This window comes from Kitasatospora sp. NPDC057198, from assembly GCF_042670125.1.
In the GTDB taxonomy this organism is placed as follows: Bacteria; Actinomycetota; Actinomycetes; order Streptomycetales; family Streptomycetaceae; genus Kitasatospora.
On sequence record NZ_JBHUWH010000018.1, the window covers coordinates 1 to 12,863 of the forward strand.

10 protein-coding genes and 1 pseudogene are annotated in these 12,863 nt (G+C 72.4%); 6 read left to right on the forward strand and 5 right to left on the reverse strand.

Annotated elements, in window-relative coordinates; all coding sequences use genetic code 11:
- Positions 1–2,335 (reverse strand): hypothetical protein (locus ACFUEL_RS03990; RefSeq protein WP_380234382.1); only part of this gene is annotated, 2,335 nt, incomplete at its 3' end.
- Positions 2,336–2,535: 200 nt separating this feature from the next.
- Here ACFUEL_RS03990 and ACFUEL_RS03995 point away from each other — a divergent pair.
- From ACFUEL_RS03995 to tatA, 6 genes and pseudogenes are all read left to right on the forward strand, one after another.
- Positions 2,536–3,885: an ABC transporter substrate-binding protein gene (locus tag ACFUEL_RS03995; RefSeq protein ID WP_380234383.1), complete on the forward strand. Its 1,350-nt coding sequence runs from the start codon at positions 2,536–2,538 to the stop codon at positions 3,883–3,885.
- Complete coding sequence (locus ACFUEL_RS04000) at positions 3,885–4,808, forward strand: carbohydrate ABC transporter permease (RefSeq protein WP_380234384.1); 924 nt, start codon at positions 3,885–3,887, stop codon at positions 4,806–4,808. The genes ACFUEL_RS03995 and ACFUEL_RS04000 overlap by 1 nt, the downstream gene beginning before the upstream one ends.
- On the forward strand, positions 4,805–5,677 hold the full coding sequence (locus tag ACFUEL_RS04005) for a carbohydrate ABC transporter permease (RefSeq protein ID WP_380234385.1): 873 nt from the start codon (positions 4,805–4,807) through the stop codon (positions 5,675–5,677). Before ACFUEL_RS04000 ends, ACFUEL_RS04005 begins: the two co-directional genes overlap by 4 nt.
- A 5-nt stretch (positions 5,678–5,682) precedes the next feature.
- Complete coding sequence (locus ACFUEL_RS04010; RefSeq protein ID WP_380234386.1) at positions 5,683–7,437, forward strand: glycoside hydrolase family 36 protein; 1,755 nt, start codon at positions 5,683–5,685, stop codon at positions 7,435–7,437.
- 46 nt (positions 7,438–7,483) lie between these two features.
- Positions 7,484–8,482 (forward strand): LacI family DNA-binding transcriptional regulator, encoded by a 999-nt coding sequence (locus tag ACFUEL_RS04015; protein WP_380234387.1) that lies wholly within the window; start codon positions 7,484–7,486, stop codon positions 8,480–8,482.
- Between the two features lie 187 nt (positions 8,483–8,669).
- Positions 8,670–8,928 (forward strand): annotated as a pseudogene (tatA, locus tag ACFUEL_RS04020) (Sec-independent protein translocase subunit TatA).
- A 561-nt stretch (positions 8,929–9,489) separates the two neighbouring features.
- Here tatA and ACFUEL_RS04025 read toward each other — a convergent pair.
- From ACFUEL_RS04025 to ACFUEL_RS04040, 4 genes are all read right to left on the reverse strand, one after another.
- Positions 9,490–10,422: an ATP-binding cassette domain-containing protein gene (locus ACFUEL_RS04025; RefSeq protein WP_380234388.1), complete on the reverse strand. Its 933-nt coding sequence runs from the start codon at positions 10,420–10,422 to the stop codon at positions 9,490–9,492.
- A gap of 395 nt (positions 10,423–10,817) precedes the next feature.
- The gene (locus ACFUEL_RS04030) at positions 10,818–11,321 is read right to left on the reverse strand and encodes a GNAT family N-acetyltransferase (RefSeq protein ID WP_380234389.1); all 504 of its coding nucleotides are present in this window, start codon (positions 11,319–11,321) and stop codon (positions 10,818–10,820) included.
- 94 nt (positions 11,322–11,415) lie between these two features.
- Positions 11,416–11,907, reverse strand: a complete 492-nt coding sequence (locus tag ACFUEL_RS04035) for a hypothetical protein (protein WP_380234390.1) — start codon at positions 11,905–11,907, stop codon at positions 11,416–11,418.
- A 52-nt stretch (positions 11,908–11,959) separates the two neighbouring features.
- Positions 11,960–12,856 (reverse strand): aminoglycoside phosphotransferase family protein, encoded by an 897-nt coding sequence (locus ACFUEL_RS04040; protein ID WP_380234391.1) that lies wholly within the window; start codon positions 12,854–12,856, stop codon positions 11,960–11,962.
- Positions 12,857–12,863 lie beyond the last annotated feature (7 nt).

The following is a 12,863-nucleotide window of genomic DNA, read 5'->3' on the forward strand; positions in this document are numbered from 1 at the left end:
TCTGCACGGTGGCGGTGGCGCCCGGGGCGACGGTGACGGTGACGTACGAGTAGACGGTGCCGTCGACGGTCTTGGTGGCGGCGTTCTGCGAAGTGCCGTTGACCTTGAGGGAGCCGTGGGCGCCGGGGATCCGGGCCTCCCAGGTGTAGCTGTCGGTGCCGGTCTTGTTGGTCAGGGTGGAGGAGGTGGCGCCGTCGTGGCGCAGGGTGAAGGTGTTGCGGCCGACGGCGAGGTCGTCGAGGGCCAGCCAGGAGGTGCCGGTGGGCAGGTGGGAGGCGGTGGCGAGGCTGTGGGCGGGGGCGTTCGGGTCGACGCCCATCAGGCCCTGGACGGTCTGGCTGACCAGGGTGAAGGAGACCTCGGGGTAGTCGCCGTTGGGGCCCTGCTTGGTGACGACGTGCTGGTCGTTGCGGCGGTCGTAGACGTACTGCATCCATTTCCAGGCCGTGTCGTTGCGGTTGTAGGCGAAGAAGGTGTCCGGCAGGTAGGTGTACGCCTCGATGTTGGAGGGCTTGTCCGTGCCCTGGGACTGCTGGTCGATGTAGTCGAGGTAGGCGTCGTTGCGCGGGCCCGCGTCGACGATCTTCTTCATCGGCATGAACCAGGAGTTCTCCTTGCCCCAGCCGGTGATCGGGGTGCCGTCGGTGCTGTAGCCGCGCACCATCGCCGCGCCGGAGCCGGTGCCGCTCCAGGTGGTGTTGAAGTAGCTCTTCAGGTCGGCGGCCCGCTGCGCGTACTGCGCGGACAGCGCGCTGTCGCCGCGGCCCGCGGCGAGGTCGGCGACGGCCAGCAGGGCCTGGTACTGGGAGCCGATGGAGTCTCCGGCCTCGGCGAAGTGCTCGTTGCCGCCCTCGTCGTAGCTGGCGGCGCCGGAGAAGATGCCCTTGCCGGTGCCCTCGGCGACGCCGTTGGGCTTGGCGGAGTCGTGCTGGGTGATGAACTCGTTGGTGGCGTGCTGGTAGTAGGCCCACAGCGCGGGGTCGGTGACGTAGGAGGCGTCGCCGCTCCAGCGATAGGCGTTGTCGGCCTTCTCGACCAGTTCGAAGGTCGAGGGCACCTCGCGGACGAAGCTGTCCGGGCCGTAGTAGTCGATGGACAGGTTGGTGCGGTCGTCGAAGTTCAGCGCCCACACCGGGTAGTAGTTCTGCTCGGCGGTGGCGGTGGCGGCGAACGCGCCGAGCATGGCGCGGTTCTCGCTGCCCAGGCCGAGCGCGGCCGCGCCGTCCACCTGGTGGGCGGTGTCGCGGCCGTAGAAGGCGGAACGGTGGGCGTAGCCCGCCCAGTAGGAGGCTTCGTAGGTGCTGGTGCCGGTGCCGCCGGTCTGCCGCTCGTCGGCGTTGACCGGGCCGGTGGCACCCGGGAGCTGGACCCAGCTGCCGGCCTTTGCGGTGGCCCAGGCGAAGAGTTCGGCGATCTTCGGGTCGGAGGAGGTGGCCTTGGGGTTGGCGGGGGAGGCGGGGGAGACCATCAGGTCGTCGGCGTTGATCCAGCCGTTGCCGGATTCGAAGGCGATCTGCACCTGGTCGCCCGTGTTCACGGTGACCCGGCTGACGGTGTAGCGGGCGTAGCCGGAGCGGGAGGGGAGGTCGACGCTGCCGACGACGGTGCCGTTGACCCGGACGGTGAACTTCCCGCCGGTGCCGCCGGTGGCGATCCAGGCGGAGAAGTTGTAGGTGCCGGGGCCGTTGGCGGTGAGGGTCTGCGAGACCTTCTTGCCGGTGCCGCCGTCCAGGTAGACCAGCTTGCCGCCGCTGTGCGGGTTGTTGGTGGCGACGCCGGTGCCGGAGGTGAACTGCCAGGCACCGCCGCCCTGTTCGAAGCCCGGGTCGGCCACGGCCGGGCCGGACGGCGCGAGCGAGACGTCGTCGGCGTTGATCCAGCCGTTGCCGGACTCGAAGGCGATCTCCAGCCGGTCGCCGGCCTTCACCGTCACGCGGGGGATCGTGTAGCGGGCGTACGCGGCCCGGACGGCCGGGGAGACCGTGCCGGCGACGGTGCCGTTGATCCGGACGGTGAACTTCCCGCCGGTGCCGCCGGTGGCGATCCAGGCCGAGACGTCGTAGACGCCCGCATTCTGGGCGGTGAGGGTCTGCGAGACCTTCTTGCCGGTGCCGCCGTCCAGGTAGGCGAGCTTGCCGCCGCTGTGCGGGAGGTTGCCGGCCACGCCGGTGCCGGAGGTGAAGGCCCAGCCCGAAGTGCCGCCCTCGAAGCCGGGGTTGGCGAGAGCCGGGACGGCTGCGGCGGCCGCCGCGCTGGGCGCGGTGGCGGGGGCGAGTGCGGCGACCAGCGAGAGGGCCGCGAGCACGGTGAGGCGGGTGGGGCGCAGAGGGCGCATGGGGGCTCCGGTCAGGGTGGGGTGACGGATGCGGTGGGCGGACGCTAGCAGTTCGGACGGCAGCCCTTCAATACATTTGCAATGTTCCAATGTCATATACGTCGCAAGTTTTTCAATCAAACCTTGCAAGTCAGCTGACGTGGTTGCTAGCGTCCTGTCACGTCGGTACCCCGGCCGACCTGGAGCAAGGTGGATCGATCATGGACATCTCTCGTCGCGGCGTTCTGAGAGTGGGCGGCGCGCTCGCCGTCGGCGCCGGCCTGTCGGGCCTGGCGGCCTGCAGCGGTTCGGGCGGCAGCGGCAGCGGCGGAGGCGGGGCCGCCGGAGACGCGAACAAGGGCGACATCACCGTATGGAGCTGGTCCGGCCCCGCCGCGGAGATGAAGGCGCTCGTCCCGGCGTTCAACGCGCAGTACCCGAACATCAAGGTGACCGTCCGGGACATCGGCAACCCGGCGATCTGGGACAAGATCACCACCGGGATGGCGGCCGGCGGCTCCAGCCTCGCCGACGTGATGCACATCGGCATCGACTACCTGCCCGGCTACACCGAGAAGTTCCCCAACGGTCTGGCCGACCTCACCGGCCTCGGCGCCGACCGGTACCGGGACGCCTTCGCCCCGGGCGTCTGGGAGAGCGCGGTCAGTCGCGACGGCAGGGTCAACGCCCTGCCGATGGAGGCCAACTCGGGCGGCTTCTACTACCGCGCCGACGTCTTCGAGCAGGCCGGGGTGGACGTGAAGTCCATCGAGACCTGGGACGACGCGATCGTGGCCGGCAAGACGATCAAGGCGAAGACCGGGAAGTACCTGCTAGGCATCGACAAGCCCGCCTCGATCCCGGACGCCGCCAACTTCTTCCAGATGCTGCTCCAGCTCCAGGGCGTCTTCTACTTCGACCTCGAAGGCAAGATCACGCTGACCTCCGCGGAGTCCGTCAAGGCGATGACGATCATCAAGCAGCTCAACGACGCGGGCCTGGTCGCCGACCTCTCCGGCGGCTGGAACGCCCAGATCGCCGCCATCAAGGCCGGCACCTGCGCCGCCGTCCCGATGCCGACCTGGTACGGCGGCATCATCCAGGAGACCGTCCCGGAGGAGAAGGGCAAATGGGGCGTCCGGCTGCCCCCGGCCGTGCGCCGCGGCGGCTCCACCGCCGCCACCGTCAACTCCACCTACCTGACCGTCTCCGGCGCCAGCAAGCAGCAGGCCGCCGCCTGGAAGTTCGTCGAGTTCGTCCTCACCCGGCCGGAGAACCCGGTCAAGATCTACCAGGAGAAGGGCATCGCCCCCGCCCTGATGAAGGCTTACGACGACCCGGTCTTCCACACCTCCTCGGACTTCTTCGGCGGCCAGAAGCCCGGCGAGGTGTTCCTCGAGGCGCTCAAGGCCAAGTCCCCGGCCTTCAATTACAGCGCCGACTACGCCCGCGCGCTCAAGGCCGTCACCGATGCCCAGACCAAGGTGCTGCTCAAGGGCGCCGACCCGGCCGAGGTGCTGAAGCAGGCCGCGGACCAGATCGCCCAGCAGACGGGCCGCAAGGTCGCCTGATGAGCACCGCCACCACCCAGCGGCCCACCCGGCAGCAGGCGGCCCCCCGACCGGGGCCGCCCCGCCTGACCGGACGACGACTGGCCCCGTACTTCTTCGTGCTGCCCGCCGTGGCGTTGTTCGCCGTGTTCAAGCTCTACCCCATCGGCTGGTCCTTCGTGCTCAGCCTCTACAAGACCGTGGGCGGAACGGACACCTTCGTCGGCGCCGACAACTACACCCGGCTGCTGCACGACCCGCTGTTCTGGACGGCGCTGAAGAACACCGGCGTGATCCTGCTGATCCAGGTGCCGGTCATGCTGGCCCTGGCCACCGGCCTGGCAGTGGCGTTCAACTCCCGCCTGCTGAAAGCCCGTTCGCTGTTCCGGCTCGGCTTCTTCCTGCCGATGGTGACCGGCCTGGTCGCCTACGGCGTGATCTTCTCCGTGCTGCTCAACGAGAAGTACGGCCTGGTCAACTGGCTGCTGCACTTCGTCGGCATCGACGCCGTGCCCTGGCTGACCGACCCGCTGTGGGCGAAGATCTCGCTGGCCCTCGCGCTGACCTGGCACTACACCGGCTACAACGCGGTCATCCTGCTCGCCCGCCTCCAGTCGATCCCCACCGAACTGTACGACGCCGCCTCGGTCGACGGCGCCGGCGCCTGGAAGTCCTTCCGGCACGTCACCCTGCCCGGACTCCGTCCCGCGCTGCTGCTCACCACGGTGCTCTCCACCATCGGCACCCTGCAGATCTTCGACGAGCCGTTCATCCTCACCCACGGCGGGCCGGACAACGCCACCCTGACCATCGGGGTGTACCTCTACCAGAACGCCTTCACCTTCTTCGACTTCGGCTACGCCTCGGCCATCGCCTACGCGCTGGCCATCCTGATCGGCATCCTCGGGCTGGTCCAGTTCAAGGTGCTGGGAGACAAGTCATGACCTCCACCGGCTCCACCACCGCCGCGCGCCGCCGCGCCAAGGGCACCCCCGGCCGCCTGCGCAACAGCATCGCCCTGACCTGGGGCCTGGCCATCGCGCTCGCCGCCGTCCTGCTGCCCTTCTACTGGCTGGTCATCGCGGCCACCCACACCAGCACGGAGATCTTCGACTCCCCGCCGCCGCTCACCCCCGGCGGCAACCTGTTCAGCAACCTGGGCAACCTGCAGACCACCGTCCAATTCGGCCGGGTGGTGCTCAACTCGCTGCTGATCGCCGTCATCTACACCCTGTGCGCGGGCACCGTCTGCACGCTGGCCGGCTACGCCTTCGCCAAGTACCGCTTCAAGGGCCGCGACGCGATCTTCGGACTGCTGATGCTCGGCCTGGTGGTGCCCAGCCAGGTCACCCTCGTCCCGCTGTTCAAGCTGATGGCCGACCTGGAGTGGCTCAACACCTACCAGGCCGTGATCCTGCCCAACCTGGCGCTGCCGTTCGGCATCTTCCTGATGCGCCAGTCCATGGGCACCATCCCGGACGAACTGCTCGACTCCGGCCGGATGGACGGCTGCGGCGAACTGCGCCTGTTCCTGCGCGTCGTACTGCCGCCGATGCGGCCCGCGCTCGCCGCGCTCGCCATCTTCCTGTTCCTGTTCCAGTGGAACGACTTCGTCTGGCCGCTGATCGTGCTGCGCGACAGCGCCTCGCTGACCATTCCGGTCGCGCTCGCCTCGCTCAAGGGCGTCGTCGACACCGACTACGGCGCCATCATGACCGGCACCGCCGTCGCCGCGATCCCGATGGCGATCGTCTTCCTCGTCCTCCAGCGCCACTTCGTCTCCGGCCTGCTGGCCGGCGCCGTCAAGGAGTAACCACCGTGACCACCCTGGCCCCCGAGGCCGTCACCACCGCCGAGCTCGCCCCGGCCCGGTACGCCCCGCTGCTCGACACCGTCGAGGTCGCCGTCCTCGCCGACGGCACGGACGCCGAATGGAGCCTGGAGGGCGCCGGCGCCGGTGTGAAGGTCCTGCGGATCGACGCCCCGGGGGTCCCGGTCGAGGTCCGCCTCACCGTCCCGCTCGGCGACGCCGCCGGCTACTGGCACCCCGGCGCCGACTGGCGCCGCACCCTGGTCGCCGACTGGGAGGGCCGCGCCACCGTCAGCCTCGCCGACAGCCTCGCCGCCGGCTGCCTGTACGACTCCACCGGCGCCACCCTGCTCACCTTCGCCACCGCCGACCCGGTGCCCGAGGTCTCGCTGCGCTACGGCGTCTCCGAGGAGAACGACACCCACGTCGTCCACCTCCACCTGCCGCCCGCCGACCAGCCGCACCGCCTGCTGTTCGTCCCGCGGGCCCCGTCCGTCGCCGGCGCCCTGCGCCCGCTGCGCGGCTGGTACGCGGCCCGCACCGACGCCATGCCCGTCCCGGACGCGGCCCGGCTCCCGCTGTGGTGCACCTGGTACGCCTACAACCAGGACGTCGACGCCGTCGAGGTCACCGAACAGGCACGCCTCGCCGCCGTGTTGGGCTTCGGTGCGCTGATCCTGGACGACGGCTGGCAGCGCTACGGCAACGGCCGCGGCTACGCGGGCGTCGGCGACTGGACCCCCGACACCGCCAAGTTCCCGGACTTCGCGGGCCACGTCGAGACCGTCCGCGCCACCGGCCTGCGCTACCTCGCCTGGATCGCCCCGCTGCTGCTCGGCCCGAACGCCGACTGCCACGCCCGCTGGGCCCCGTACGCCACCCGCGCCGCCGGTGTCCCCGGTGCGCACGTGCTCGACCCGCGCCACCCGGAGGTGCGCGCGCACGTCGTCGACACCTGCGTGCGAGTGGTGCGCGAGTACGGCCTGGACGGCCTCAAGGTCGACTTCCTCGACGAGGCCATGGTGTACGCCAACGACGGTGGTGAAGACGTGGGCCGCGCCCTGCTGCAGCTGCTCGCCGACCTGCGAGTCGCCCTGGAGGCCGTCCGCCCCGAGCTGCTGCTGGAGCTGCGCCAGCCCTACGTCGGACCGGCGATGGGCGCGTTCGGCAACATGCTGCGCTCCTTCGACTGTCCGGCCGACTCCACCGCCAACCGGGTCCGCACCCTGGACACCGCGCTGCTCGCCACCGGCGGCGTGGTGCACAGCGACCCGCTGCTGTGGGACGCCGGCGCCCCCGTCGAAGCCGCCGCCCGGCAGCTGATCGGCGCCCTGCACGCCGTCCCGCAGGTCTCCGTCCGGCTCGACACGCTGCCCGCCGAGCACCTCGACGCGCTGCGCTTCTGGCTCGCCGAATGGCGTCGGCTGCGCCCGCAGCTGCTGGAGGGCGCCGTCGAACCCGGCCGCCCCGACGAGCAGTACACCCTGGTGGAGTCGGTCGCCGACGCCGTCCGGGTGGTCGACGTGCACACCGAGCGGGCGGTGCCCGTCCGGCCCGCCGAGCACGCGGAGACGGTGCTGGTCAACGGCAGTACCGCGGACCGGATCGTGCTGGACGTGCAGGGTGTCCAACTGCCGGTGGAGATCACGGTGCACGGCCCCGACGGCCGTATCATCGAGCGGGTCCAGACCACTTTCGCGCCGGGTCTGTGCAGCCTCCGGGTACCGCGGACCGGTCTGGTGAAGATCCGCGGCAACGCGTGACCCGAGCGGTGGAGAGCGCGATGGAACGTCAGGCGAAGGGGAGGACATGAAGATCGGCATCGTCGAGATCGCCGCGCAGGCGGGCGTCAGCGAGGCGACCGTCAGCCGGGTGATCAACCGGCGGCAGGGCGTGGCCAAGAAGACCCGGGACGCCGTCGAGCAGGCCATGGCCGAACTCGGCTACGAGCGCGCGGTGCAGGGCCAGATCGTGGCCGTCGTCACCGAGCACGTCTCCAACCCGTTCTTCGCCGACGTCGCCGAGCGGATCGAGGCCGCGCTCGCCCCGCACGGCCTCAAGACCATCCTGTGCCCCGCCTTCCCCGGCGGGGTGCAGGAACCCGAGTACATCTCGGCGATCGTCGACAAGGGCATCGCCGCGGTGGTCTTCCTCTCCGCCTCCAACACCGTCGAGGGCGCCGACGAGGAGGTGTACGAGCTGCTGCGCTCGCGCCGCATCCCGTACGTCGGCGTCAACGGCGAGTTCGCCGACGGCGTGCCGGTACCGGTGTTCTCCACCGACGACCGGCTCGCCGCCGAGCTCGCCGTCGACCACCTGCACCGGCTCGGCCACCGCGCCATCGGCATGGTCTCCGGTCCGGCCGGCAACCACCCCTCCGACCGGCGGGTCCAGGGCTTCCTGGACGCGATGGCCCGGCGCGGCCTGCCGGACGCGGAGCAGCTGGTGGTCCGCCAGTCCTACACCGTCGAGGGCGGGCAGGCGGCGGCGGGCGTGCTGCTCGGACTGGGCGCGACCGCGATCGTCGCCGCCAGTGACTACATGGCGCTCGGCGTGATCCGCGGCGTGCGGCGGCTGGGGCGCACGGTGCCGGAGCAGGTGTCGGTGGTCGGCTACGACGGCACGATGATCACCGAGTTCACCGACCCGCCGCTGACCACCGTCCGCCAGCCCACCGACCGCCTCGCCCTGGAGGTCGGCCGCAGCGTCCTCGCCCTGGTCGGCGGCCGGGAGACTCCCGTCGGCGAGCTGCTGTTCGACCCCGAGCTGGTGATCCGCTCCACCACCGGCCCCGCCCCGCTCGCCTGACCCGGGCCCACCGCCCGGGGCGCCGTCGACCGACGCCCCGGGCCGGTCCGGCGCGCCTGCGGGAGGAGATCGCCGCAGGTCGGTAACGGTCTTGCGGCGGTGGATGGTTGGGCCTTGCGTGATCTGCCGACCCTGTGCACCGTGTACGTACCGAATCGTTCCCCGACCCGAGAGACCGGTGACCCCCATGCTCCGCAACGGACTCGAGCCCTGGCACATCGTCATCGTCGTGCTCGTCCTCGTCCTGCTCTTCGGCTCCAAGAAGCTTCCCGACATTGGCCCGGGGCCTCGGCAAGTCGATGCGCATCCTCAAGGCCGAGACCAAGGCCCTGCGGGAGGAGGACGAACCCGCCACCCCCGGGGCCGCCCCGGCCCCCGCGCCGCTCGGCGCCCCCGAGACCGTCACCTCCTCGACCACCGAACAGGTGCGCGGCCGCGCCGCCTGAACCGCCCCTTCCCGCCCCCAGGCCCCGTCGTACGCGTACCGGCGGGGCCTCCTGCCGACGTCCTCCGGAGGCCCCGGTGAACCCCCGCACCGCCCGCGCAGCCGAGCCCGCGCAGCCAGGCCCGCCTGCGCCGCGTTCGTCCTGATCGGCGCCCTCCAGGCGCTCTACGGACCGGCCATCCCCGCCCTGCGCCCCGTCTACGGCATCGCACCCGCCATCGCGGGCCCCGCCCTCAGCGCGCACTTCACCGGCGCCATCGCCGGAGTGGTGCTGTACCACCGCCTCGAGAGCCGCGACCGGACCCGAGCCCCGCTGCCCGGCTCGCTGCTGCTCCTCGCCCTCGGTGCTGCCGCCTTCGCCGCCGCCGCCTTCGCCGCCGCCCCCGGCTGGCCACCGCGCTGGCCGGTGGAATCGGCTTCGGCGGCCTCGACCACGGCCTCAACCGCCTGTTCGCCACCGCCTTCGGGCACCGCTCCACCGCGATGCTCAACATCCTCAACGCTCACTTCGGCATCGGCGCCGTCCTCGCCCCGCCCTGGTCACCTTGACCGGCGCGGACCACTACCCCTGGTTGTTCGCCGCCCTCGCCGCCCTCGCCGCCACCTGCCTCCCCCGGACCTGCTGCTGCGCCGCCTGCCCACCCCGAGTTCGGTGCCGAGCCCCGACGCCACCCCGGCCGGGCCGCGCAGCGGACGACTGCTGACTGCCGTGCTCGCCGCCTTTCTCGCCCTGTACGTGCCGCACGTCGCCGTCGAGGCCGACATCGGCGCCTGGAAACCCACCCATCTGGAAGCCGCCCGGGGCGAGGGCGAGGGCGTGGGCGTGGGCGTGGTGGCCGGGGCGGCCGGCGGTGACGATCGCCCGCAGGGTGAGGGACCAGTGGAAGGGGTCCTGCGGGAGCAGCACGGTGGGGGCGAACTGCTGGGCTCGGTCGGCGGTCGCGGTGTCGACCCCGTCCCAGCGGATCGTCCCGCTGTCCGGTTGGTACAGGCCGCACAGCAGCCGGGCCAAGGTGGACTTGCCCGCTCCGTTGTCGCCGACCAGGGCCACGACCTGGCCTGTCTGGATCGTGAGGCTGACCCTGTCCAGCGGCGGCGCGGTGCGTCCGGCGTAGGTGAAGCTGACGTCCTCGACGTGGATCGCGGCGGGGCGTTCGGGCAGGTCGGCGGGGATGGCGAGCCTTTCGACCTCGGTGGTGAGCTTCTGCAGGTCGCCGACGTACAGGGACTTCTCGAAGAGCCGGTTGACGCTGCCGAGCAGGCCGCCGACGTTCGCGGCGCCGGTGCGCACCGCGACGACGGCGGTGCCAGCGGCGGCCAGCGCCGGGTGCCCGGTGGAGACGAGAGCGCCCAGCAGTCGGCCGGACTCCAGCAGGCGGTTGAACTCCGGGTCCTCCAGCGAGGCCATCTCCACCCGCTGGGCCCGCTCCAGCAGGGTGAGGGTCGCGGCGCGCTGGATCCGCGGGCTGAGCCGGTCCGCGCCCCAGGAGGACACCGCCGCCAGGACGGCCCCGGCCCGGCGGCGGCGCTCGCCACCAGCACGGCGGGCAGCACCGCGCGCAGCGTACCGGCCGCACCGCCGGAGGCGAACAGGTGCCCCAGGGCGGCGTTCACGGCGACCAAGGACAGTGCTGCCGCCCCGGCGCGGCCGACCTCGGCGAGCACCACCCCCGCCAGTGCGGCGCGATCGGCCCGCCAGGCGAGTTGCCACGCCAGGCGAAGCATCCCGGGGATCTGCCGGGCCACCGTCCACAAGTCGGCCTGCGCGCCGGCTTCCTCATGGCGGACGAACCCGCCGTCGTAGCGCATCGGACCGCCGAACAGTAACTGCTCGCCCGGGGACGACCCGTCCGCCGCGGTAGCTGGGGGGCGCCTCGTGCCGTAGCCGCTTCATGCCGCCCCTCCCGCCATCGCGGACCGAGCGGGTCCCGCCGCCAGGGGCTGGCGTAGCGTCAGGTAGTGGGTGGCGGGGTCGAAGCCGAGCTTCCGGTACAGCGGCAGGCCCTCGTCGGTGGCGATCAGCTCGACCGAGGAGCAGCCACGGTCCTGGAGCGCGACCACCAGCGCCCGGGTGACGGCTTCACCCAGACCCCGGCGGCGGTGACGCGGATCGGTCACGACGGTGTGGACGCGGCCCCACAGCCCGCCGGGGTAGGCGGGGCCGTCGTAGCCCCGGTAGACGACGCCGATCGCGCACGCCGCCAGCGCGCCGTCCCCGTCGTCGGCGACGTACGCGAGCAGGTGAGGGTCACTGCCGAGGCGGGCCCGCATGTCGGCGAGGAAGGTACGGCGCCAGGCGTCGTCGGCCGGCCGGCCGGTGAGGACGTCGACGCGCAGACGCAGCAGTTCCTCGGCGTCGTGCGGCGTGGCCGGGCGAACGGGGGACGGTGTCATCGGGCGTCTCCTTCAAGCATCGGGGGGATCGGACGGGGTGCGGCGCGGACGGGCCGCCCGGTTCGCCTCCGGACGGCCGGCGCGGACGGACGGGTCAGGACACGGGCAGCTCCCAGGACAGCGCCGCACCGCCGACGACCCGCACCCGGCCGCCGTCGAACTCCACCCCGTACACGGCGGGCCGACCCGCGGCCGTCCACCGCGCGTGCACCGCCTCGGCCTGCGCCCACAGGGCGCGCACGCCCCACTCCAGGGCCGCCAAGCCGTCCGGGGCGACCTCGGCCCGCGATCCGGCGCCGTCGACGAGCACCACCGCCTCCTCGTCGGCGCCCGGCGTCGGCGGCTGGGCGCGCTCACTGGGCGTCCCCCGGGCCGGGTCCGCGAGCGAGGCGGTGTCGGCATGGTCCAGGACTTCGACGGTGCCGCGCTCCAGGGCGCGCAGCGCGGAGGCCAGCCGGACGGCCAGGACACGCGGCAGCTGGCCGAGGGCCGCGTGGGCCTCCAGCAGCTCCCGGACCTCGGTGCTCGCGCCGTGCCCGGCCCGCTGCTCGGCGGGTGGTGCCGGGTGTTCGTCGGTGGTGGACACCGGTCTCCGTTCTCGAAGGCGGACGGGGTGGTGGATGTGCCGACGGTACGGGTCAGGAGCGGACGGGCCGGGCGGTCATGCGGCCGAGGGCGAGGTGGCCGCGCTCCTGCAGGTCCGCTCGGCCCTCGCGCAGGCCGGTTCGGAGGTAGGAGGCGCCGAGGCGCACCGTCAGCAGCAACAGCAGCCGCTCCTCCACCGCGTCGAGCGGGCGCCCGTAGCCGGTGAAGAATGCCTCGTGCAGATCCGGGCGTTCGGGCCACAGCGCCCCCCGCAACCAGACGAACTCCTCGACCACCAGGCCGTAGCGGGCCTGTTCGAAGTCGATCAGGGCATGCCGGCCGGTGGGGGAGTCGATCAGCCAGTTGCGGGTCGCGTAGTCGCCGTGCAGGAACAGCAGCGGCAGCCGGTCGGCCAGGTCGGGGATCTCGGCGGCCGCGGCGCCGACGAGGGCGAGCACGTCGTCCGGCACCCGCCCGGCCAGGGCCTCCCGGCACTCGGCGGCCTCCCGCGCGTACGCGCCCATCGTCTCCTGCACGGCCGCCCGGTCGGAGTCGGTACCGGTGTCCGCGTGGTCGTGCCAGCGCCGCAGCAGCCGCCCGGCGTCCTCGTTCAACTGCAGTTCCACGCCCCGCTCCAACGGCAGGTCGCGCACGACGCGGCCGGGCAGCGCCGTGCTGAGGAGCGCACGCAGCCCGGGATCGCTCGCCAGCAGCCGTGGCACCTGCCGCTCGGGCAGAAAGCGCGCTGTGTAGGCGTAGCCGGTCACCTCGCGGGTGAACGCGTCGTCGTCCGGGCTGACCTTGAGGAACGCGGCGCCACCGTCGGGGCCGCCGACGCGCCACACCCGGGAGGTTGCCCTGGGCCAGGAGCAGTCGACCGCCGTGACCGTGCCAGGCAGGTGAGCGGCGGCCCAGACGAGCAGCTCGGGCGGGGGTGGGGAGGTGGTCATCGGGTCG